The sequence below is a fragment of the Dellaglioa kimchii genome (genome assembly GCF_046115505.1).
Taxonomy (GTDB): Bacteria; Bacillota; Bacilli; order Lactobacillales; family Lactobacillaceae; genus Dellaglioa; species Dellaglioa kimchii.
Genome location: NZ_CP170736.1, coordinates 1,120,208 through 1,144,624 on the forward strand (window position 1 = coordinate 1,120,208; position 24,417 = coordinate 1,144,624).

The 24,417-nt window shown below is 34.2% G+C and carries 18 protein-coding genes; 2 read left to right on the top strand and 16 right to left on the bottom strand.

Features of this window, described 5'->3' with window-relative positions; genetic code table 11:
- Nucleotides 1–23 precede the first annotated feature (23 nt).
- The 16 genes from ACE83Q_RS05590 to glpK form a co-directional block, all read right to left on the bottom strand.
- Nucleotides 24–1,358, bottom strand: coding sequence for an NCS2 family permease (locus ACE83Q_RS05590; RefSeq protein WP_409021753.1), 1,335 nt, complete (start codon nt 1,356–1,358; stop codon nt 24–26).
- Nucleotides 1,359–1,567: 209 nt separating this feature from the next.
- The gene (locus tag ACE83Q_RS05595; protein ID WP_409021754.1) at nt 1,568–2,668 is read right to left on the bottom strand and encodes a lactate oxidase; all 1,101 of its coding nucleotides are present in this window, start codon (nt 2,666–2,668) and stop codon (nt 1,568–1,570) included.
- Between the two features lie 199 nt (nt 2,669–2,867).
- Entirely contained in the window at nt 2,868–4,373 is a 1,506-nt protein-coding gene (xylB, locus tag ACE83Q_RS05600; protein ID WP_409021755.1) for a xylulokinase, read from the bottom strand.
- 87 nt (nt 4,374–4,460) lie between these two features.
- Nucleotides 4,461–5,801, bottom strand: a complete 1,341-nt coding sequence (xylA, locus tag ACE83Q_RS05605) for a xylose isomerase (protein WP_409021756.1) — start codon at nt 5,799–5,801, stop codon at nt 4,461–4,463.
- Between the two features lie 301 nt (nt 5,802–6,102).
- Nucleotides 6,103–7,347 carry an MFS transporter gene (locus ACE83Q_RS05610; RefSeq protein WP_409021757.1) on the bottom strand — a complete coding sequence of 415 codons (1,245 nt, stop codon included), beginning with the start codon at nt 7,345–7,347 and terminating at the stop codon, nt 6,103–6,105.
- 20 nt (nt 7,348–7,367) lie between these two features.
- Nucleotides 7,368–9,026 (bottom strand): family 43 glycosylhydrolase, encoded by a 1,659-nt coding sequence (locus tag ACE83Q_RS05615; protein WP_409021758.1) that lies wholly within the window; start codon nt 9,024–9,026, stop codon nt 7,368–7,370.
- 114 nt (nt 9,027–9,140) lie between these two features.
- A complete protein-coding gene (locus ACE83Q_RS05620) occupies nt 9,141–10,016 on the bottom strand; it encodes a helix-turn-helix domain-containing protein (RefSeq protein WP_409021759.1) in 876 nt (291 codons plus the stop codon).
- 125 nt (nt 10,017–10,141) lie between these two features.
- Nucleotides 10,142–11,287 (bottom strand): ROK family protein, encoded by a 1,146-nt coding sequence (locus tag ACE83Q_RS05625; RefSeq protein ID WP_409021760.1) that lies wholly within the window; start codon nt 11,285–11,287, stop codon nt 10,142–10,144.
- Nucleotides 11,288–11,421: 134 nt separating this feature from the next.
- Nucleotides 11,422–12,765 carry a sugar porter family MFS transporter gene (locus ACE83Q_RS05630; RefSeq protein ID WP_409021761.1) on the bottom strand — a complete coding sequence of 448 codons (1,344 nt, stop codon included), beginning with the start codon at nt 12,763–12,765 and terminating at the stop codon, nt 11,422–11,424.
- A gap of 399 nt (nt 12,766–13,164) precedes the next feature.
- Nucleotides 13,165–14,784, bottom strand: a complete 1,620-nt coding sequence (locus tag ACE83Q_RS05635; RefSeq protein WP_409021762.1) for a glycoside hydrolase family 43 protein — start codon at nt 14,782–14,784, stop codon at nt 13,165–13,167.
- A gap of 17 nt (nt 14,785–14,801) precedes the next feature.
- Nucleotides 14,802–16,253 carry an MFS transporter gene (locus ACE83Q_RS05640; RefSeq protein ID WP_409021763.1) on the bottom strand — a complete coding sequence of 484 codons (1,452 nt, stop codon included), beginning with the start codon at nt 16,251–16,253 and terminating at the stop codon, nt 14,802–14,804.
- 164 nt (nt 16,254–16,417) lie between these two features.
- Complete coding sequence (locus ACE83Q_RS05645; RefSeq protein ID WP_409021764.1) at nt 16,418–17,356, bottom strand: dihydroorotate oxidase; 939 nt, start codon at nt 17,354–17,356, stop codon at nt 16,418–16,420.
- Between the two features lie 103 nt (nt 17,357–17,459).
- A complete protein-coding gene (locus ACE83Q_RS05650) occupies nt 17,460–17,987 on the bottom strand; it encodes a GNAT family N-acetyltransferase (RefSeq protein ID WP_409021765.1) in 528 nt (175 codons plus the stop codon).
- Between the two features lie 185 nt (nt 17,988–18,172).
- A complete protein-coding gene (locus ACE83Q_RS05655) occupies nt 18,173–18,892 on the bottom strand; it encodes an MIP/aquaporin family protein (protein WP_409022824.1) in 720 nt (239 codons plus the stop codon).
- Between the two features lie 24 nt (nt 18,893–18,916).
- On the bottom strand, nt 18,917–20,737 hold the full coding sequence (glpO, locus tag ACE83Q_RS05660) for a type 1 glycerol-3-phosphate oxidase (protein ID WP_409021766.1): 1,821 nt from the start codon (nt 20,735–20,737) through the stop codon (nt 18,917–18,919).
- Between the two features lie 13 nt (nt 20,738–20,750).
- The gene (glpK, locus tag ACE83Q_RS05665; RefSeq protein WP_409021767.1) at nt 20,751–22,268 is read right to left on the bottom strand and encodes a glycerol kinase GlpK; all 1,518 of its coding nucleotides are present in this window, start codon (nt 22,266–22,268) and stop codon (nt 20,751–20,753) included.
- Between the two features lie 213 nt (nt 22,269–22,481).
- Between glpK and ACE83Q_RS05670 the strand changes: the two genes are divergently transcribed.
- Both ACE83Q_RS05670 and ACE83Q_RS05675 read left to right on the top strand, forming a co-directional pair.
- On the top strand, nt 22,482–23,435 hold the full coding sequence (locus tag ACE83Q_RS05670; protein WP_409021768.1) for an NADP-dependent oxidoreductase: 954 nt from the start codon (nt 22,482–22,484) through the stop codon (nt 23,433–23,435).
- Nucleotides 23,436–23,455: 20 nt separating this feature from the next.
- A complete protein-coding gene (locus ACE83Q_RS05675) occupies nt 23,456–24,400 on the top strand; it encodes a Dyp-type peroxidase (protein ID WP_409021769.1) in 945 nt (314 codons plus the stop codon).
- The last annotated feature ends 17 nt before the right edge of the window (nt 24,401–24,417 follow it).

Sequence of the window (24,417 nt, forward strand, 5' to 3'; positions counted from 1 at the left end):
TATCCACCCATCAATTTTATATGTTATTGAAGAATATTTAATACGTAAAGTAAGAATAAGAATACAAAGAACAAGATATACATTACAGGCCCGATTTCTTTTCTACGACCTGCTGCCATCATTGTAATTGGGTATAATACGAAACCAAAAGCGATACCATATGAAATATTGTAAGTTAAAGGCATCCCGACGACCATTAAAAATGCTGGTACCGCTACTTCAAATCGACCCCAATCAATACCCTTTAATGATTGTGCCATTAAAATACCAACAACGATTAAAACGGGCGCCGTTACTTGTGATGTCACAACTGTTAGAAGTGGTGAAAAGAATAAACTCAGAACGAACATAAACCCGACAACTAATGATGTCAGTCCAGTTCTTCCACCAACCGCAATTCCAGCTGATGATTCAACATAAGCAGCAGTTGGTGTTGTTCCCAGAACAGATCCAGCTAACATCGAAGCGGAATCAGATAATAACGCACGACCAACTCGTGGCATCTTATTATTTTTCATAAAGCCCGCCTGAGTAGCTAAACCAATTAAGGTTCCAGCGGTATCGAAAAAGGCTACCATCAAGAATATTAAAACAACAGACCACAGTTGAAGTGAGTTAATTTTATGTAAATTTTCAACCCCTACCCCAAATGTTGGTGCCATACTTGGAACAGAAGAAATAATATGTGTTGGTAATTTGATAAGTCCCATAACTAACCCTAAAATAGTTGTCGCAACCATTCCAATAAAAATTGAACCAGGAATTTTTTTAGCCATTAAGATAACAATCACAACGAGTCCAAAAATTGTCAGCCATGTAGTTGGCACTGTTAACGAACCAATTGCGACTAATGTTGATTGGTTCCCAACAATAAGTCCACCTTCTTGTAATCCAACAAAAGCGATAAACAAACCAATACCAGCGGCCATTGCTAATTTTAAGTCATGTGGAATTGCATCTATCACAATTTCACGAATTTTAAAGAACGTAATAAGCATAAAGATAATTGAAGCAACCACGACACCGGCCATTGCCGTTTGCCATGGAATACCCATTCCAATAACCACTGAATAAGTAAAGAATGCATTGTCACCTAATCCTGGAGCAATTGCGATAGGATAATTAGCTAAGAATGCCATCAAGAAACAACCAAATGCAGCAGATATTGCTGTTGCTGTAAACACAGCCCCTTTGTCCATACCCGCAGCGCCCAGAACTTGAGGATTAACGAATAATATATAAGCCATAGATACGAAAGTTGTTAATCCAGCCATTGATTCACGTTTAACCGTTGAACCTGACTCATTTATATGAAATAACCGATCAAAAATACCTGATTTTCCCTCTGTATTATTCATGCAATATAATCTCCCTATGTTGTGATTTTTTATATTATATACAGTATATTACGCGAATTAAATAAAAAATCAACATAAAATACGCACTTTTTCAGAAAAATCAACAATTAAAGTTCGTGTTTTGATAATTTTAAAAATAAAAAAACTGTTAAAAAGGTTTTAATAACCAATCTAACAGTTTTTGAATGCTAACTAACTTTTATACGTTTTTAATTTCCATAAGGATTATCGATTAATTTAGTACGTTTAACTTCATCAATATTATGCGTTCCAGTTAATTGCATTGTTAATTCTAATTCATGTTGGAAGTAATTAAAGACATTTTGAACACCTTGATGACCACCAAGTGCCAAACCATAAACAACTGGGCGACCAATAGCAACTAAGTCTGCGCCACTTGCCAATGCTTTATAAACATGAGCTCCACGTCTTACACCACTATCAAAGACAACAGGCACACGTTTATCAACAGTTTCTGTTACTTCTTGAAGTGCATCAAATGCAGCAATTCCACCATCAATTTGACGACCACCATGATTTGAAACCCAGACGCCACCAGCACCTGAATTAATTGCAACGCTTGCATCTTCTCCGCCTTGAATTCCTTTAACAAAGACAGGTAACCCTGAATATTCTGCTAAGAATTCAACATCTTTTGGACTTAAGCGTTGTTTGGCTGAACCATAGACAGCATCCATTGTTTGTCCAACACCACTTTGATAAGCTTGAACAATTGGCATTGCTAGTGGGAAAGTGAATCCATTACGTTTATCGGTTTCACGATTACCACCAACAGTTGCATCAGCAGTTAAAACAATTGCTTTAACCCCATTAGCTTTTGCTTCATCCATAATATTACGGTTAATACCATCGTCTTTACTCATATAGAATTGGAACCATTGTGGTTGACCATTAGCTTGACTTGATATTTCTTTAAATGATTTCGTTGCAAATGAACTTGCTGTATAAATTGACCCATAATCTGAAACACCCTTAGCACTATCAATTTCGCCTTTAACATGAGCTAATCCATGTGCAGCAACTGGTGCCATAATAATAGGCGACGTAATTTCGTCTCCGAAAATAGTTGTTTTGGTATCGGGATGATCAATTTCTTGTAATACCCTAGGTCTAATTAGTTTATGATTAAATGCCTTTATATTTTCTTCTAAAGTATACAAATCCCCAGCTCCACTAGAGATATAACCAAATCCACCCTTTGGAATAATCTTTTCTGCATCTTTTTCTAAATCAAAAGCATTAATAACAGTAATATCTTTTTCTAAATCGCTTGTAATGTAATCTGTCATATTAAACTCCCCTTTTATGTTGCACCCAACTTATCTTGTCTAAATAATAGCACTGACCAAAGCATTGTGCAAGCGTTTGCACGCGTAATTACTAATATTTTTTTATCTATAAATATTAACTGCTACTAACACTATTCTATTAATTAAAAATGAGATAATTCACCATTTAATTAGGTAAATTATCTCATTCCATTTAAAGTTAAATATCGTTTCGTCTGTACTCCATTAGTCCATGACTAATTTCAGCTGTTTGCCCGTACACCTTCGTATAAAGTTGGTATAATTTTTGATATTTTTTAACATTATCAGGATTTGGTAAATATTCTTTACCGTAGCTAACAAATTCTTTTGCTGTATCTTGTAACGTGTCAAACCAACCGCTACCTGTCGCAGCAATCATTGCAGCTCCCATACCTGGACCCTGTTCGTTAACTAACGAAACTACTTTTTTATTAAAAATATCAGCTTGAATTTGTAACCAAACTGGGCTCTTAGCTCCGCCACCAATTGAAACAACGGTATCAAAATCACTACCTTGAGAATCAAAAATTGTCATAATATCTTCAAACGAGAAGACAATTCCTTCTAAAACGGCTCTTGTGAAGTCATTTTTTGTGTGAGTTCCATCAATCCCTATGAAACTTCCTCGAATATCCCCGTCAGGATATGGTGTCCGTTCTCCAACGATGTATGGTGTAAATAGTAATCCATTAGCACCAACAGTTGACTTATCTGCATCAGCAACAAATGTTGCAAAATCAACATCGTCAGCAAAGGTCTTTTTAAACCAAGATAAACTATATCCCGCAGCTAAAGTAACACCCATTGTGTAGTATTTATTTGGAATAGCGTGATTGAAAAAGTGCAATTTACCATTGTAATTTACATCCGCAGAATCTTCATATTTCAGTACAACACCTGAAGTTCCAATAGATGACATAACCATATTTGGATATAAAATCCCTGCACCAATCGCACCAGCAGCGTTATCAGCAGCACCACCAAAAACTTTAGTCTCTGTCGTTAATCCTGAAAATGCTGCATATGAGTCACTGATATTACCTGCTAACCCGATTGATTCAATAAGTTCTGGATAAATAGACATTGATAAATCAAACTTCTTGGCTATTTCTTCACTCCAAGTTTTATTAGCCTCATCTAACATGACTGTCCCGGCTGCATCAGAATATTCCATTGCTAAGTTACCTGTCATACGATAACGTAAATAATCTTTTGGTAATAAGAATGTTTTCACTTTTGCATATATTTTAGGTTCATTTTCCTTAACCCATAATAATTTAGGTAAAGTAAAGCCTTCTAAAGGTACATTACGTGTCGTATCGATAAATTCTTGTCCCATAACATCAAGAATTTCTTTGCATTGTGCCGTTGTTCTCGTATCGTTCCACAGAATTGCTGGACGTAATACTTGATTATTTTCATCTAATAAAACAAGTCCATGCATCTGACCAGAGTAACTAATCCCTTCAATATCTTCAGGTTTAATATGATCATTTAATATTAAACGAGCGATTGCCACTGTGGTTGCCGTAACCCAATCTTCAGGATTTTGTTCACTATATCCTGGTTTAATTTGTGATAAAGCATAATCATAACCTTCTTGTGCAATAATCGTTCCTTTTCGATCTACAACTGATACCTTAACTGCGCTAGTTCCTAAGTCAATTCCTAGTACGATTCCCATTTCATTCGCTTCTTTCTAAATTTAATTTTACCTCTTTAGAAAATAAAAGAGCGACGGATTAACTCCATTGCTCTTTTATCGTTGTTCCTATTTACCTAAAACAGAGTAGATGTAATTGTTTAATGTTGACTTCAATTGTTCTAAATGACCTGATTTTGTTGAAGCAATAATTTCTGATTGAGGTTTATCGATAATGTAATCTTCGAATTCTTTAAAGCTGACTTTACCTGCTTCAAAGTCTGCACCAATTCCTGATTTAAATGAGCTATAACGATCATCTAAAACTTTATCGAAGACACGATCTTCAATCAATTTAGCTGCAACTCGTAAACCAGCTGCGTAAGTATCCATTCCAACCATATGTGATAAGAATAAATCTTGCATTTCAAATGATTGACGGCGAGGTTTAGCATCAAAGTTTAAACCACCTGTTGGTAAACCACCATTTTTCAACATTTCGTACATAACTAATGTTGCTTCATAGATATCATTTGGAAATTCATCAATATCCCATCCAACTAATTTATCACCCATATTAGCATCTAATGAACCTAGCAAATTAGCATCGCGAGCAACACGAACTTCATGTTCATAAGTATGACCAGCTAAGTAAGCATGGTTTCCTTCAAGGTTCAATTTAAAATCATTTTCCAAACCATAAGTTTTCAAGAAGGCAATTGTTGTTGCAGCATCAGTATCATATTGATGTGTTGTTGGTTCCATTGGTTTTGGTTCAAGTAAGAATTGACCTGTATAACCAATTTCATTTGCGTAATCTTTTGCTAATCTAAAGAATTTAGCAATATGATCTTGTTCTAATTTCATATCTGTATTTAATAATGAGTCATAACCTTCACGGCCACCCCAGAATACATATGATTGAGAGTTAACACGTTTAGCAATTTCTAATGAATGTTTGATTTGAGCTGCTGAGTAAGCAAAAACGTCAGCAAAAGGTGCTGTTGCGCCACCAGCTACAAAGCGTGGATTTGTGAATAAGCTAGATGTATTCCAAAGAACTTTCTTACCCGTTTCTTCCATCTTTTCAACAATATGGTCAACTACTTTATCAAGGTTAGCATTTGTTTCACGTAATGTATCACCTTCTGGTGCTAAATCACGATCATGGAATGCGAAGAATTCAACACCCATTTTATCAAGAAATTCAAATAGGTAATCAACTTTAGCAATTGCTTGCTTCATTGGGTCTTCAATTGTATCCCAAGGACGTTGAGCAGTACCATCACCAAATGGATCTGTTAAACGTTGGTCCATTGTGTGCCAAAAAGCAACTGAGAATTTGAGCCATTCGCTCATTTTTTTACCGTTAATAACTTCATCAGCGTTGTAGTAATGGAATCCATTACCTGCTTGTAAATCTTTTGTATTTCCTACGTAAGTTAGTTTTTCTTGTTCAAATAATGACATGTTTAGATCTCCTTTTTATTTTAACTATTTTTTTGATACTCACTTCGTTACGCCCTCAATGTTTCAATTAGCAAATTTTTGAAGGCAAGTGCTGACTATCTGTCTTCCGTTATTAAACTAAAACATTGCTTGTGTAACTTTAAACCAAAAATCACGCTTAAATCACACTCCCTTTAGTTAGTTGGTTTCCTTTACAAACTTATTATAATACGCTTCCACATTTTTAGCAAGCGCTTTCTTAAAAAGATTTATAATTTCGTCTTTTCGTTAATTGATAGCTGCTGATAATATTGAATTATTTTTATTTTTTTACTGTTCTGATTAAGAATATTGAAATGCCACCAATCATAGAAAATACAAAAGAAAAAATGAATATCGATGAAAAGCCAATCATTGATATTAAAATTGCCGCGATAACTGGTGCAATTGCTTGAGTAACTGTATTTCCTAAATTATAAATACCAAGAAAAAAAGCAACTCTATTTTTATCTGGAATAACTTTTAGATTTAATAAATTATCTAATGAATTCCAAATTCCCATACCTAATCCGGCTGTAAATGCATAAATGCCAATACCAATCGTATTTTGAAAGAAGAAGATACTTAAAGCGCCTATTCCTAACGATATCGTTGAAAGAGCAATTGGTAATTTTAATATTTTAAATTTATCAGATACTGGACCAGCAATGAATCCCATTGCTATTCCAAATATTAACATCACACCATTAATTAATTGAATTGACTGTTGCGTTTCCTGAGCACCTTTGTGCAAGAAATCAGTCATAATAAATAATAAATACCCCGTTACCATAAAATTACCAACACCTTGAAATAGTTTACCAATGAGTGCTAAATAGTAATCTCTTCCGATTGACCATTTTGGAAATGCAGTAAATAGTTTATTGATTGAAAAACCACTTTTTTTATTTTTTTCTTTAATAATAATTTCTTCGTCTAAATTAGAAGGTTCATGAACAATAACTGCTGCAATAAGCGTCCCAATAAACGTCAATACTCCAAATATAATAAACCCTAGTCTGTACTGTCCTAAAAGGCCAGCAGCAAGAATTGTAAACCCATTATTACCAATTGCCATTCCTAAGCCGCCATATGCACCAGACGCAGTTCCTTGATTATCTTCGCTTGCAAGATCAATCCATGCCACCATAGGGGCTACAATGAAATTCAACGCTACCTGCCCAATTAACCAACTAATAAGTAAAACCGTGACGTTAGGAGATACAGAGGCACAAATCATAGACACCATAAACGCTGCCGATCCACCAACCAACCACGGTGTCCTTTTACCAAATCGAGACTTTGTTCTATCTGATAACCATCCTGCTAACATATTAGAAAATGCAGCAACTACCATACCAAGTGTTGAAAACAATGCAACTAATTGTACTTTATGAGCAGAATCAAATTGTTGTAGCATTGTAGGTAAAAATAAACTAGAAACTGCAATATATGGACCTAACCAAAATGCTGGGCCAATAATTAAACCTGGAATTAATCGTTTTAGTGATACTTCTTTTATTTTCATTTTTCTTCCCCTTTTCACTTTTAAGAATTAATAACTTGATAATAAGAAAAATCAGCAAATGAATCATGTTGATGTGAGTCTACCGAACCAATAAAATTATAAAGCCCTGTAAAACCACCGATTTCTCCTTCTGCACCGTTAACACCCTCATCTGATAGATAAGATACATCGACATTATCAATAAAAAGCTTCCAAGTATCTTCAGTATTTAGTCTGTAACTAAACTTAGCGACTCCTTCAATATAAGTAATTTTCAATTCAACAATTCCTGCATCAATATTTATTTTGTGATTAACGTACTCCGTTCTTTCGCCTAAATTAGCCTCTAGTATTGTTAATACAGTTGAATTCTGTTCTTCAGAATAAACAAGATGAAAATAAATCCAATTATTTGAATCATAGTATAATCCAAGACCTGCAGTTTCAGAATAATGATTAGGATGAAATTCAACCTTTGTCTTAACTTCGTAATTTAAAGAAGTTGCTCTTGTACCCATAATTGCTGGATTCATTTGTGAGAAAAATGAATTTTTTCCGTGGATTCTTAAAAATCCCGTTCTTTCATTAAGATTAACCCAAGATTCTTTTTGTACTTGATATGGCGTCATAAATCTAAGATCGTATTTATCAGTATCAAAATTATCGAAGATATCATCATTTATTTTAGACTGCATCATTGTGCCGACTGGAGCTTCAATTTCCATTTTGGCTAAATTAGATCCATCAGCCATTTCCAACCATCCATCAGTAGACCATCTCATTTTTTGAATAGCAGTTTCTCGACCTAATGGGTTTTTTAATTGTCCAGTAAGTGGTCTAGACATTAGATGGGCAATATACCATTCGCCATCTTTAGTTTCCACTAATGATCCATGACCTGACTTTTGCATAATAGAATTTGGATTATACATTTCAAAATGTCCAGCATCAGGATCGCCAAGAGAATATAAATGTCTTGGTGATGACGTAATTATTGGTTCGCCAGAAGGATGTGCTTCATAAGGTCCAAATATTTTTTTTGATCGACCAATTTCAATACCATGTGCGTAACCAGTTCCTCCGGCAGCAATAATTAAGTAGTAATAACCATTCTTTTTATATATCTGAGGTGCTTCTGCACAACCACGAGTTGTAAAACCTTGTGTTACTCGAGTAAATTTACCGATAATACCGCCATTTTTTAAATCAACTTCTGCAATTACAATATGTCCAGGTGCTTGAAAGCCATCACGTGTTTCCCATTCAAGAATTGATATATAGTGTTTACCATCAACATCATGAAATATTGCTGGATCGAACCCAATAGAAGTTAAATAGATTGGATCTGACCATGGCCCTGTTATATCGTCTGCACAAACTGCATATGAATCTGAATTAAACTCACGTCCTGCCATGTTTAACATATGTGAAAATGCAATCCAATATTTCTTTGTTACCTCATCATATGACAAATGAGGTGCCCAAATTCCTGCTGGCGTATTTGTACCCTGTAACCTTATTTCTTCATTACCCAAGGCATAAGTAATTAACTCCCAATTAACTAAATCAACTGACTTAAATATTTGAATACCTGGAGTCCAATGAAATGTTGACGTCGCAATGTAATAGATATCCCCCACTCTTATAATAGATGGATCCGGTGCCATTCCTGAAATTATAGGGTTTTTTATTATTGTCATTTTACTTTCCTCTCTTTTCCATATTGTTGATTACGTTTACATGTAATCGCTTTCTATTTTAGAATAGTCATTATTAACGCAAAAAAAAAGAGGATAATTCATTTAGAATTATCCTTAATTCGTACTATTTGTATTAAATTTACGTATATACTCTCGTGGCGATAACCCAAAATGTTTTTTAAACTCGCGACTGAAGTGACTTTGTGCAGAGTATCCCAACTTATTTGAAATTTCATTTATTTGTGCTTTAGGTTGCAGTAATAAATTTTTTGAATCGGTTAATTTCAAATTAATTGCGTACTCCTGCGGAGATAAATTATAATAACTTTTGAATAATTTCAATGCATAGCTCTGACTAATATGTCTTTTCTCAATAATATCTGAAACAGAAATTTTAGCATGCTCCTCAGAATGATATATTTCATAATCAATTTTTTCTTTAATATCATTAGCAATTTTCTGGCATAATGTAAATTTTTTCATATCTCCCTTAATAGATATACTAGTTTCATCTTCAAAAGATCGTATCAATATTTTTATTGCACTAATAACATCAATTTGAATCGTAAATTTATCTATCAAACTATAATCGGCTTTTATCATATTAATAATCTTTTTAACACTTTTTTTAAGATCATTATAAATAATATCTTTATCTGAAATAATCTTATTTGTGTACTCTCTTATTAATAGGTATCTTAATGTAGGACTATCCAAATCAAAATGGATACAAAAAAATTCCATTTTTTCATTATTCATCGCATAATTTGCATGTCTTGTATCAGCGGGTATCAACGTAAATTCTCCCGCATTAATAATTATATCGCCTAATTCTGTCACAGTTTTTTGGCTACCTTTTAAAATATAAATCAATTCAAATGCTGGATGCTCCTCAGGAAACCAATTCCAATTTGGCTGAACTTCTTCGAGATGTCCACCAAATACTGTAAAATGTGTATTAATAATTGGTAAATAATTTATTTTAGACATATTTTCTCCATTTCATAGCAGAGACATTTTAAGCGTTTTCAATCAGCTGAAATTATATCATAATTTTAAATTGGTATAAAAAAATAGAAGCCTTATACTAGCTTCTATTTTAGTACTCTTCTATTTTAAATTAAAAATTTAATTTTAATTTTACCCATATCTAAAATTCGATGTGTTATCACTGACATTGCCCCCAATAACGTTGAAAATTCAACATTAGTTGAGAGTCTAACAGCTACTTCCTTACTTGAAACCTTTTTTAATTCATCATTAATTTGATCAATAATAACTGGTATTTTTTCAATTAATGGGGAATTTAAATAAATAATTTCAGGATTAAATTCAACATTAACGTTATGTACAACTTCTGTTATTAAATGTACAAAATAAGAAATTTCTTTCTTAACGCTAGCATTATTTTGATAATATAACGCTTGTACATCATCCAACTCAATTTCTCTTTTTAATTCAATTTTTAATTTATTTATAATTGCATCTTGTGAGCACATATCTTCAATCCGGCGTGTATTACCTTCTATTTCATTTTCTGAATGTATCAGCATACGACCAATTTCTCCTGCCTCACCACTCCAACCACGATAAAGTTCATTATCAATAATTAATCCCGCACCAATTCCTTTATGAATACTGATTGTAATTAAATTATTAATTATTTCCTTACTAAAATCACGTTCAAAAACAGCCGCTAAATTTGCTTCATTTTCTATACTAATTGGAACATTTACCATTTTTTTTAATTCTTCAATAACCGACATACCTTGTAAATCTAAAAATGGTAGATAAGTAATTTCATAGTTATTATCCACAACTCCATGAATTGAAATACCAATTCCTAAAAGACCATGTATTGTCTGCCGATTATCAGAAAAATCAATATTATCTTTAATAATACTTAAAACATTAGTTAAATTATTCATTTTTAATTGGTAGCGATTATATGAAATCATTTTTCCATTAAAATAATTTAACATAACATCTAAATAATCATATCCCATATCAAGAGCAATGGTATACCCATATTCTCGATTTATATTTAACATAATTGGTTTTCGACCACCAATTTTAGTACTATCACCTTCGCCCTGTTTCTCAACAAGTTGCTGTTCTTCCAGCTCATTAAAAATAGTCGAAACCGTTGCTTTATTTAAATTTAAATTTTTAGATATTTGTGCTCTAGATATTTTTTCATTATTAAATATTTGTTGCAAAACTAGTTTTGAATTATCGCCTCGTAATGCTTCTATTTCCACTTTGATTACTTCCTTATGTATTATTGATATCTTTAGTAATCATACCATATTTAAGCATTTCATTAGTACAACGAGGGTTCAAAAAAAATACTCCCAAAATTAATTATAATTTTGGGAGTATTTACATAATAATTTTATTCTTTAACACTTACAGCATGAAGATGATCTTCAATTTCTTCTAGTGTCTTACCACGTGTTTCGAATACTCCAGATTTAACGAACCAAACCGCAAGTAAACAAAAGACACCGTAGCCAATAAATAATTTTTCTGTTCCTAATGAAGCAAGTAGAGTTGGGAATGTTAATGATACTAACATGTTCGCAATCCAGTTAACACAGCCACTGAATCCAACACCTAATCCACGAATGTTTAATGGGAATACTTCACCAATCATAACCCACATAACAGGTCCCCAAGTAGCTGAGAAGAAACAAATATATACAGTCAAAGCAATAGCTGCAATCCATGCAGCTGACATTGAGTTTTGAGAGTAAGCCATAGCAATTCCTAAAGTGAATAATGAAAGTGCCATACCAATAGCACCAACAACTAACATTACTTTTCTGTTAACTTTATCCATAATAAGTACTGCCACAATTGTAACAATGACATTTGCAACGCCAATACCAATATGAGCAAGTAATGCTGCAGATACCCCAAATCCAATATCCGTAAAAATTGTAGGAGCATAGTACAATACAGTATTACATCCCATGATTTGTTGGAAAATTGCTAATCCGACCCCAATAACTAATGCAGGACGAACATACTTAGAAAATAATTCTTTGAATCCACCTGATTTAACTTGTGCTTGTTTTTCAATATCGGCTAATTCTTCTTCAACTTTATCAGCCGTTCTTAATTGTCCTAACACGCCTCTAGCTTGATCAATCTTACCTACCTTCACTAAGAAACGTGGACTTTCTGGTAGGAAAAGGGCACCAATGAATAAAATTAATGCTGGAACTGCAGCTGCAGCCAACATAACACGCCAACCATGGTACATACCTTGCCATGAGTAATTCGTGATATATGCAAGCAGAATACCACTCATAATCATAAGCTGATTCAAACTTGATAATGAACCACGCATTTCAGCAGGTGCTACCTCTGATAGATACATTGGAACTAATGTTGATGCACCACCAACTGCGATACCTAAAATAAATCTAAATAATAATAATGACCAAAATTCTGGAGCAAGACCACATCCTATTGCTCCGATGAAGAATATGATTGCCGCGACTAAAACTAATAGTCGACGACCCACCTTATCTGCTAGTGGTCCAATAATAGCTGCTCCAAATATTGCTCCAAATAACACACCACTAACAATCCATCCCTGTTGCCACGTATTTAAACTTAATTGTTTTTGAATAAATAATATGGCACCTGAAATAACACCAGTATCATATCCAAAAAGAATTCCACCTAACGCACCAAAGAAATATATAAAGCTTTTTGATACTTTACCCATAATGTAAATACCTCCCAATATTTTATTAACGTTTTTGTAAGCGTTATCAACAAACTAAATATATACCTTTTGGTTTGTTTAGTCAACAAACTTTTGGCAATATATTTATCCTTAATATTAATCTTAGTGTAATTGAATTTTACACCGAAGTTTCTTCGACTAGAACGAGCATAATCCCTTTTTCTATTTACCCATATCTATTACAAAGGAATTGATTAGTACATCTATAGGATTGAATATGTTAATTTATTTTTAAAAATAAAAAAAGAAGATCAATTCAAAAACGAATTAATCTTCTTTAAAACTACTTAGCAATACTGTTTAGCATATAACCAAATAAACTATTTAATTTCTTGATTGTAGATTACTAAGTAGTCCTTTTCCTGTAATCAAACTTTATCATTCCAGTTCGTTATAATCAAAATGATCAAACGTCGCAACTTCCTCATATCCAGAATAATCAACTGCAGCGAGTCCTACAAATGCCCCTGTAAAGAATCCGCCTGATGTTTGTAGTACATAATCATCAGATAATACTGCTGCATCAAGTTCTACATCAATAGTAGTCCAATTAATCCCATCAAATGAATATTCATAAGTATACGTTTCTTTTCTAACTTTAGTTTTAAACCAAACATTTTCAACATCGTCTGGTATTTTTATTGCATCATTTTTTAGATATGATGTATATTCACCTCTGTTATTTTCAGCAACTTCAATAACACGACCATTTTTTTCATTCCATGTTACAAAAATCCATGACCAATGTTTATCGTTGTAAAAGTTAGTTAATCCAGCCATTTGTTGGTAATTATATGGATCAAAATGAATCTGAGTTTCTGCATCAAAATTAAATGCTTGCCAACGACGTGCAATCATTGATACCTCAAATGGATTAGCCAATGAACCTTGTCCAACTAAGTCCAATTTTCCTTGTCCATATGACCCCATTTTAGATGTAAACGGTACTCGTAGTGTATTCCAATTAATATCTAACTGATCTGAATTAAACTCATCATGTTGCGAATGATTTTTAGGCGCTTTAGTCTCAATAGCATCAATAGGCGCTTCAACCTCGACTTGACCACCATGTCCACCCACAACTCTAGGCCAACCATTTTCATCCCATTCAACCTTTTGAATAGATGTTTCACGACCTAAAGTACTCCAACCTCGGGGATCATGAGCAGATTCGTTTTTACGATTCCATGGTCTTGAAACAAGTGACGCATAGTACCATTCATCACTCAATGTTTGTACTAATGCCCCATGTCCTTGCTTCTGCAAATAAAAATCAGGCGTATCAAAATTAGTGATAAATGGCCCTTCAGGCTCAGTTTCAAAAGAATTTTCGTCAAGACTACTTGATCTTGCAACAACTTCTTCATGCGTGAAAACCGTACCACCTTGTGCAGCAAATAGATAATACTTACCTTTAATTTTATATAAGTGTGGTCCTTCTACTAATCCGACACTTGTCCCTCGGTAAATAGTCCTTGCAGTTTTAGGATCCAATTTCATTGTCTCAGTATCAAATTCTGTTAGAGTGATACCATCAAATGGATGATTGTATTCTCGATGATCCCATGTTTGTTGAACTAAATATTTTTTACCATCATCATCATGAAATAATGATGAATCAAAACCAACGCCATTAATTTTTATAGGATCCGACCATGGACCTAGAATATTTTCTGATGTTGTCAAATAATTAGTCATATCCTTGAACGCGCCCTCTGTAATTTTAACATCTGTATAAACAAGCCAAAATTTATTATCAGCATATGATAAATCTGGTGCCCAAATACCACCTGATGCTGGATTACCTTTCATATCCAACAATGTCGTTGTTGAAAGTGGAGAGGGTAATAAATTCCAATGAACTAAATCCTTCGATGCGTGAATTCTCACTCCTGGGAACCATTCAAACGTAGAGTTAGCAATATAATAAGTATCATCTACCCGAATCATACTTGGATCTGCATTAAAACCGGGTAATACTGGATTTTTAATTTTCATTATTTTTTCCTCCTAAATTATCTATTTCTTGCGTCAATTTCTTTATTGATTTTAACAACATCTTTTTCACTTAATGGGTAACGACTCATAATCCAAATAGCAACAACAGCTAAAATGATTGGAAGCCAAATCATTGAAAATTGTATACCCATTAAAGCAGATGAACTTTGATGAGCTTTGGTACCATCAAATTTGAAAAAGGCATTGATGTATCCAGGAATGATTCCACCTAATGCCAACCCAATCTTAAAGAACAGTCCCATGATTGCGTTAATAATTCCAGCTACACGTTTTTTAGATGTATATTCACCATAGGAAATAACTTCTGGCACTAAAGCCCACATGTAACCTGTTGCAGATGTCAACCCCCATTGCATTAAGAAACGACCAATATAACCAAGTGCTAATTGATCCTTAAATGCTGGCATTGACCAAACCCAAAGAACTAATGTTCCAACAATAAATAAAACTAAAAATGCATAAAAGAATTGTTTTTTACCAATACTTTTACGGATAATAGGCCATAAAAATACCAAGAAAATTCCGGGAAGTGCCCCAATCAAGTTAATTGAAGCCATCCATTCTGAATGGCCAATATTATATTGCATGTAGAATGGCCATACAGTACTTCCAAAGAAGTTAAATGTAAAAGCAATTAAGAAAAAGAATCCTAGAACTTGTAATGGTTTATTTCTCTTTAACTCAGCAAATAAATCTGAATATTTAACGTTACTAGTTTCTTTTTCTGTTGGTAGGACTCTCTCTTTGACACCAAAAAATGTTACCAATAAAAGTAGAAATCCAACTAACATATAAATAGCCATAACTACGAAATATGCTTTTCCAGCTTGTGGTGATGTGTAATCACCTAAATTTAAATGGATTCCGAAAAATCCAATATCTTTTGATTGTGGATTAGGTGACGCCAATTGAATGAATAATGGCAAGAATGTGTAAACAAATAAATTACCAATATTTGCTTCTGTCATTCTGACAGTCGTTAAAGTAGATATTTCGTCACTATCTCTTGTTAATGATGCATTTAGTGCCCCATAAGGGATGTTAACTAATGAATAAATCATTGCAACCGCTAAATATGAAATAAAGGCATATGGTACATTACCTCTAAGAGCAGGAATTGGGAGAAATAACATAACACAAAATATTGTAAGTGGTATTCCAAAATATACTAAATAAGGTCTATATTTTCCCATTTTAAAATTATGTTTATCGATAAATGTACCAACCCATGGATCCCAGAATACATTTATCCATCGTACAACTAAAAATATTGTTGCCCCAACGGCTGCAGAAATCCCATATACAGTTGTTAAATAAAATAATAGCATAGAACCAACAGTACCAAATATTAGATTTTGAGCAAGATCACCTGCTCCATAACTAATTCGTTCGCGCCAAGATAATTTAGCAAATTCGTCATTTCTTGGAGTTTTAACTTTTTCTTCCATAAAAAAAACCTCCTAGTTTATTTTTTGAAAACGCTTACTAACACAAAAACAGTGTATCACTTTTAGTTTGTATTGTAAACCAACTAATTAAAATTTATTTAATTAGTTAGCCATATAAAAAAAACTAATCGAATATATATCCGATTAGTTTTTCTATCTCATCCTTATAAATAATTCAATTTCCCTCTGAAATCTTCAATATTTTGGTACCCTTTTTCTGCCATAATTTCTTCTAGCTCAGTTGTTAATCGTTCAAAAACAGCTGGTCCTTCAACCATCAACGCTGTTCCAACTTGAACCATACTTGCTCCACATAGAATATGTTCAAAAACATCTTTACCCGTTTGAATACCACCGGTTCCGATTACTTGAATATTCTTATTTAAACGTTGATAAAACGCATGTACATTAGCTAAAGCGGTTGGCTTAACATACTCACCACCAATGCCACCAAAACCTTGTTTAGGTTTAATAACGACTGTTTCTGTATCATCATTTATGTATAGCCCATTCCCAATACTATTAATACTATTCACATAAGACAATGGATATTTATTTAAAATAGCAGCCATTTGATCAAAATGAATAATATCAAAGTATGGTGGTAATTTAACTCCTAACGGTTTGTGATAACTATTAAAAACAGCTTTTAATATTGCATCAACTGTTTCAAAATCATAACCCGTTTGGGGCTTTCCTGGTACGTTAGGACAAGATAAATTTAATTCAACAATCCCTACAAAATCTGAATCTGTTACTTTTTGAAGTAACTCGAGATCTTCCGCTAGATTAAAACCCGTAATTGATAAAAAGTATGTTTTACCAGGATGGTTTATCTGATTTTGAGAGACAAAATCTAAATAGTAATCAACGCCATTATTTGGTAAGCCCATTGAATTAATACTACCAAATTCTGTTTCAAAATAACGAGGTTCTGGATTACCCTTACGTGGTTGGAGCGTGCCACTCTTCGTTACAAAAGTTGCTGCCTTAGAATTTTCGACGGCAAGTAATTCATCGCTATCCATACAATAAACACCCGATGCATTCATCATACAATTATCAAAATTTGAACCTGCTAAAGTCGTTGCTGTTGAAATCAAAAAAATCCCTCCTTCATATTGATACTAGTATACCTTATCAAAATTCAAATTGTTACTTTTTACACAAAAAAAGACAGCGATATCATTCGCTGTCTTAAACGTTTTATTTTAAAATAATTTGGTAAGCATATCGTGCTGAGTTAACGCCATCTTCCATATGGATGATACCTTTATAATCAAATCCATTTGAGGTAATGACATGTTGCATCCCTTTATTTTCAGGATGTGTATCAACGCGAACATCTTTGTAACCCAATGATCTCGCAATTGTTAATAAACCTGAAATCATTTTTTCTGATAAACGTTGACCTCTAAATTTTGAAGAAACAGCAACTCGATGAATAGCCGAATAACGTGCTTGTGGGCCATTAATCCATTCGCCATCTTCAATGTTAAGATACATAGGATCTATTCCTAGCCAAAGTGCAGCAGTTCCTGCGATTTCATCTCCAACCATTAAGACATAAGTCAATTGATCTTTAATATCTTGTTCTAAATGGTTCGCCGCCGGGTAAGCACCTTGCCATTGGTCAATTCCCTGTTCTTTAAGGTAAGCTTTTGCTTCCTCAATAATTCCTGTAATTGCTGGTAAGTCTTCTGGCGTTGCCAGTCTTAAGTAAGATACAGTCACTGTTACACATCCTTTATTATGCTTAATCTATTCGTATAAATACGATTGAAAAATTATTATATCGCATAATTTATCAATATACAATAAAAATACCCTTTAAAATTTACTATAAAAAACCTCTATTATTGAATTAAAATTCAATAATAGAGGTTTAACTTAATAATAAATTATTTCAAACATTTAGCCTATGCTACAGCTAAGAATAACCCTGCGGCAATTACTGCACCAGCGAATGGTCCGAAAATTGGTACCCAACTATATGACCAATCTGATCCACCTTTGTTCGCAATTGGTAAAATAGCATGTGCAATACGAGGACCCAAATCACGGGCCGGATTAATTGCATAACCAGTTGTCCCACCAAGTGAAAGACCAATACCAACAATTAAGATACCAACAACGACTGGTGTTAAACCATCCGTAAAGTTACCTTTTGTGAATGCTAGTAAACTAAAGATTAAGACAAATGTCCCAATTAATTCACTTAAAAAGTTATATAGATTACTTTTTATTGCAGGAGCAGTTGCGAATGATCCAAATATTGCATCAGAATCTTTCGTCTCTTTCCAATGTGGCATGTATTGAACCCATACCAAGAAAGCACCAACAATACCACCAGCAACCTGGACAACCATATATGGTAATACAGAAGACCAAGCAATCTTACCAACAATTGCCATTGCCAAAGTTACAGCTGGATTCAAATGTCCTGGTCCCATAAAGGCAGACGCATAGACACCCAAGGTTACGGCAATCCCCCAACCTAATGTGATTGCAATCCAACCAGCACCTTCAGCTTTTGACTTACGTAACGAAACGCCAGCAACGACCCCATTACCTAATAATACTAAAATCATCGTGCCTAAAAATTCACCCAAAAGTTGCGTCATAAGACTTGTTGTCATCATACTCACCTCTATTTTTGACGGTTATTTCAAATAGTTCATATCTGATTCTGCAATTGTTGCTTCTAAATCTGCAGTTTGTTTTGCTTTTTCTTCTTTAGTCCAGCTGTAGTAACTTGCCATTTCGTTAATTACGCCAACTTTAACAGCATCCAATGTATCGCGATGGAAAAGAATGTGGTTAGTACGACGCATTAAGTAATCAGTTGGTGTTAACGTCATTTCTTCTTCCATTGAATAATGAAGACTAGCTGTTTCACCTAAAGAAAGTCCTTCTGCTGCTTTAACGTGAGTCATCTGACTAAATACACGTGCTGCATTTGAACCAAATAAGTTAGCAAATACTGTTGCTTCTTCTTCAGTTAACCCATTGTCCATTCCTTGTTTTGCGAAGAAACTAATTGTTGCTTCAACATTATTAGGATCAATATCGCCACCTGAAACAGGTAAGTTTTTAGAATCAATCGCATTGAATTCTTGACTATAATTATCTTTCAATAATTTCGTAATTGCAGCCATGGCACCGGCAGCCATTTTACGGTAATCTGTAATTTTACCACCAGCTAATGTTAATAAACCATCTTTTGAAACAGTTAATGAACTTCCACGAGAAACTTGTGATGCACTTGTCTTATCTTCAGAAAGTGTACTTTCCAAATCATTCAAGACATCTTCAACATCTGTTTTAGTTACTTCATCTTTTTCAAAACGTTCAATAACATTAATAACATCATTGAAACTCTTCTCACTAATTTTACCTGAGTTTCCACCATTGTAATCTGAACTTCCGTTTGATGAAATCAATGGACGTAATCCAGCCCAACTTGATTCAATATCGCTAATTTTGACATTAGCTGTTGGGAATCGTTCGTTAATAATATCAAGTAAGTAATCAGCATCTTCTTGTTCAACACGAGGATGTTCGAAATCACCATGGAAATCAGTATCTGTTGTTCCAAAATATGTTTTATCTTCTCTTGGCACAACGAAGATCATACGACCATCTTGTTTTCCAGAATCAAAGTATGTTGGTTGTGGTACATTTAATTTTTTAGAATCAACAACTAAATGAACACCTTTTGTTGGACGCATTTGTGGTACAAAATCTTCATCAGTATCCATTTTACGGATAAAATCAGACCATGGACCCGTTGTATTAATAACATATTTAGCATGAATATCAAATTCTTCGCCACTAATTAAATCTAATACATGAACACCAGTAATTTTACCGTCAGCATGTAATAAATCTAAAGCCTTGATACGACTAACCATTAAGCCGCCATCTTCATGTGCTTTTTTGATATTTTCAATAACTAAACGTGAATCATTATTCTTAAAATCAAGGTAGACACCGCCACCCATTAATTTATCAGATTTTAATTGTGGTTCGCGTTGTAAAACTTCTGCTTTAGAAATTGTGTAGTTAACCCATTGAGGATCAACAACACCTGCTAATTGATCGTATAAGTTCATTGCAACTTTCACTGAGAACATATCAAAAGTTGCGCCGGGTTCATCATAGATAGGTAATAACATTGATTGTGGGCGTGGAATATGTGGTGCAATATGTTGAACCACTGCACGTTCTTGAACAGTATCAGAAACAACTCCAACGTCAAATGTCTTCAAGTAACGAATACCACCATGAACTAATTTCGTCGAACGTGATGATGTTCCTTCAGCGAAATCTTGCATTTCAATTAATCCGTTATTTAAACCCATAGCACTTGCTTGAATAGCAACGCCGGCTCCGGTGATACCACCACCAATTGTTAATAAATCCAATTCTTCATTCTTTAATCGTTCGATATCTTGTTTTCTTGATGTTGCTGAAAATGACATAGTTGTATCCCCCTTATTTATTGTTTTTCTTCATTGGTTTATGTTTAAATACTCGAGTTGCTTCAACCGCTTGTTGCCAACCTGCGTATAAATCTTCGCTTTCTTCTACAGGCATTGTTGGTTTAAAAATATCCCCTTCAGTATACTCAGCTTTGAGTTCTTCTAGGTCTTTCCAATAACCAACGGCTAATCCAGCTAAGAATGCTGCACCTAAAGCAGTTGTCTCAAGGTCATGAGCACGTTCGATAGGTGTGTTTAAAATATCTGCTTGGAAATTCATCAGATAATCATTCTTAGCTGCACCACCATCAACTTTTAGTAATGGAATTTTAATTCCCGTATCTAGTTCCATTGTTTTCACAACATCTCTAGTTTGGTAAGCCAATGATTGTAACGTTGCTTTAATGAAATCTTCACGTGTTGTTCCACGAGTAATTCCAAAGACTGAACCTCGTGCATCAGGATCCCAATAAGGTGCTCCCAATCCTGTAAAGGCAGGTACAACATAAACTTCATTATCATTCGTCGATTCTTCAGCTGCTTGTTCTGTGTCTGGTGCATGTTCCACCAAGCGCATCCCATCTCTTAACCATTGAATTGCTGAACCAGCAACAAAGATACTACCTTCCAAAGCGTAATAAACTTTACCATTAATCCCATAACCAATTGTTGTTAATAAATTATTTTTAGATAATTTAGGTTCTGTCCCTGTATTCATGACAATAAATGAGCCTGTCCCATAAGTATTCTTAACCATTCCTGGTTCAAATGCCATTTGACCAAACAAGGCAGCTTGTTGATCTCCAGCCATTCCTGAAATTGGTACTTCGCTACCATAAAAATGATAATCTTTCGTATGTCCGTAAACTTCAGAATTTGATTTAACTTCTGGTAACATAACTGCTGGAATATTCATAATTTTTAGAATTTCTTCATCCCACTTCAAATCATGAATGTTAAATAACATTGTCCGACTAGCATTAGAATAATCAGTTACATGCGTTTCATCGCCTGACAACTTCCATGTTAACCAAGTATCAATAGTTCCAAAAAGTAATTCACCTTTTTCGGCTCTTTCTTGGGCACCATCAACATGATCTAAAATCCAACGAATTTTAGTTGCTGAGAAGTAAGCATCTATTAGTAATCCCGTCTTTTCATGAATTAATTCGTCGTATCCATCTTTTTTTAATTGTTCCGCAATTTCTGCTGTTTGACGTGATTGCCAAACAATTGCGTTATAAATGGGTAATCCCGTTTTCTTATCCCAAATAACAGTTGTTTCACGTTGGTTGGTAATCCCAACTCCTGCTATTTGCTTAGGTTTAATCCCGGAATCGATAAATGTATTTGCGATTGTCGATAATACTGCGTTCCATATTTCATTTGCATTGTGCTCAACCCAACCAGGTTGAGGAAAATATTGTGGAAATTCGCGTTGTGCATCAGAAACTTTCTGACCTTTGTGATTAAATATAATTGCTCTTGTACTTGTCGTTCCTTCATCAATAGATAAAATATATTTTTCCAAATAACTCACATTCTTTCTTTTTGATTATTTATGAAAACGCTATCATTTACCAATATGGATATTATACATCTTCAAAAATACGTTGTCAATTAGATTGCGCAAAATATATTATTACGAAATTTGTTATTCTCCCTCATTTTGTAAACCTTTTCTTTAAATTATGGTATATTGAGATTAGTACCAATATGATTTTAATCTAGGGAGGTTATACTTATGAAAGCATTTGGCTTTAACCAATATGGTGACGCAACCGTATTTGAGGAATTAAAAGTTAATCCAGAAGTAGCACTTAAATCAAAGCAAGTTAGAGTTTCAATCGAAGCGATTGGCATTAACCCATTTGATGCAATTTTACGCGCTGGTTATATGAAAGACGTTATGCTTTTACCATTTCCAATTGTACCTGGAGGTGACGTAACGGGTATTATTACTGAAATTGGCGATGAAGTTACTCATTTTAATATCGGTGATGCTGTTGTTGTTCATAAGGCTTTTGGTGGCTACGCAGTAGAACTTGTCGTCTTTACATCACATATTGCTAAGCGACCTGATAATATGACGATTGCTGAAGCTGCTGGTCTACCAACACCTGGTATAGCGGCATACAATATTTTGAATTTTTTTGCAAAAGCAAGGGCTGGTGAAACCATCTTTATCGAAGGCGCTTCTGGAAGTGTCGGCTCGATTTTAGTGCAACTTGCTAAATTGATGGAATTAACCGTTCTCGCTAGTGGTTCAAGCGCCAACGAACCCTATGTTCGTCGACTAGGTGCAGATTATTATAGCGCCTACGATAAAGAAAATCCCGCCGAAACTTTTAAAGATATGGCTGATATTGTTGTTGATGCAACTCCTGGCGGTCTTGGCAGTGAGGTAGGCGTCAAAGCATTGAAAACAAACGGCAGAATGGTATCGTTAGTTACCGTTCCAACCGACTCTGTCCAAGCAGCAACGCCACTTGCAGATTACTATCTTGTTGAGAATGTTAAAGAATTAAAAGATAGTGACACGCTAACTTTCTTAACAGATTTAATGATGCAAGATGAATTAGAAATTAAAATAGCAAAAAAATATCACTTTAATTTAACTGATATTATTGAAACCCATAAACAATTAAATTCACCACATAATGCAGGTAAAATGGTTATAATTGTTAAAGAAAATTAAAATTTTAAGGAGTAATTACTATGGCAGTAAACGAAAAATTAACACAAGATGTTTATAAAGATTTAGGTGAAGCTGTTAATTTCACCATTCTAAACTTAAATCACAAAGATCAAAAAGTTGAATTAGAAGCAGTTCAAGAGCTATCTGACCGTATTCCGGCCATCATCCGTAGTATGAACGTTCGTTATCCAAAAGCTAACTTAAAAGTTGCCTTTGGTTTTGGCTCTGATGCTTGGGATTATCTTTTCCCGGATGCTATCAAACCCGTTGAACTTACCCATTTTAAAGAAATTGTTGGGCCTAAATACACCGCAATTTCAACTCCTGGCGATTTATTCTTTCATGTTCGCGCTGGTGAAAGTGCTGTTGTCTATGAAGTTATGGCACAATTTATGCTTTTCATTAAGGATGTCACAACTGTAGAAGATGAAACACATGGTTTCCGTTATTTTGAAGGCCGCGCTGTTATTGGTTTCATTGACGGCACTGAAAATCCAGACGTTAATGAAGCACTCGATTACGCCGTTATCGGGGACGAAGATCCTGATTTTACAAACGGTTCTTATGCTTTTGCTCAAAAGTATATCCATAATATGACCGCTTGGAATGCCTTAAAGACTGAAGACCAAGAAAAAGCAATTGGTCGGAAGAAAGATTCTGATTTAGAATTAACTGACGAAGAAAAATTACCAAATTCTCATAACGTTGCTTCACAAGATATGAAAGATGGCATTGAGCATAAAATTGTCCGTATGAACGTTCCCTTCTCAGAACCTGGGAAAGACATTACAGGGACATACTTCATTGGTTACGCACGTCATTTTGCAGTAACTAACCGAATGCTCATCAATATGTTTGAAAGTAAAAGTGATCGATTATTAGATTTCAGTACCGCTGAAACTGGTAATTTATTCTTCATCCCTTCAAAAACGACTTTAGAACAAATTGTGGATGGTGATTTATAACACGAAAGTCTGAGATT

Coding starts and splice junctions, on each gene's coding strand:
- ACE83Q_RS05590 (WP_409021753.1), bottom strand. CDS start 1,358: ATGAATAATACAGAGGGAAAATCAGGTATTTTTGATCGGTTATTTCAT.
- ACE83Q_RS05595 (WP_409021754.1), bottom strand. CDS start 2,668: ATGACAGATTACATTACAAGCGATTTAGAAAAAGATATTACTGTTATT.
- xylB (WP_409021755.1), bottom strand. CDS start 4,373: ATGGGAATCGTACTAGGAATTGACTTAGGAACTAGCGCAGTTAAGGTA.
- xylA (WP_409021756.1), bottom strand. CDS start 5,801: ATGTCATTATTTGAACAAGAAAAACTAACTTACGTAGGAAATACAAAA.
- ACE83Q_RS05610 (WP_409021757.1), bottom strand. CDS start 7,347: ATGAAAATAAAAGAAGTATCACTAAAACGATTAATTCCAGGTTTAATT.
- ACE83Q_RS05615 (WP_409021758.1), bottom strand. CDS start 9,026: ATGACAATAATAAAAAACCCTATAATTTCAGGAATGGCACCGGATCCA.
- ACE83Q_RS05620 (WP_409021759.1), bottom strand. CDS start 10,016: ATGTCTAAAATAAATTATTTACCAATTATTAATACACATTTTACAGTA.
- ACE83Q_RS05630 (WP_409021761.1), bottom strand. CDS start 12,765: ATGGGTAAAGTATCAAAAAGCTTTATATATTTCTTTGGTGCGTTAGGT.
- ACE83Q_RS05635 (WP_409021762.1), bottom strand. CDS start 14,784: ATGAAAATTAAAAATCCAGTATTACCCGGTTTTAATGCAGATCCAAGT.
- ACE83Q_RS05640 (WP_409021763.1), bottom strand. CDS start 16,253: ATGGAAGAAAAAGTTAAAACTCCAAGAAATGACGAATTTGCTAAATTA.
- ACE83Q_RS05655 (WP_409022824.1), bottom strand. CDS start 18,892: ATGACAACAAGTCTTATGACGCAACTTTTGGGTGAATTTTTAGGCACG.
- glpO (WP_409021766.1), bottom strand. CDS start 20,737: ATGTCATTTTCAGCAACATCAAGAAAACAAGATATCGAACGATTAAAG.
- ACE83Q_RS05670 (WP_409021768.1), top strand. CDS start 22,482: ATGAAAGCATTTGGCTTTAACCAATATGGTGACGCAACCGTATTTGAG.
- ACE83Q_RS05675 (WP_409021769.1), top strand. CDS start 23,456: ATGGCAGTAAACGAAAAATTAACACAAGATGTTTATAAAGATTTAGGT.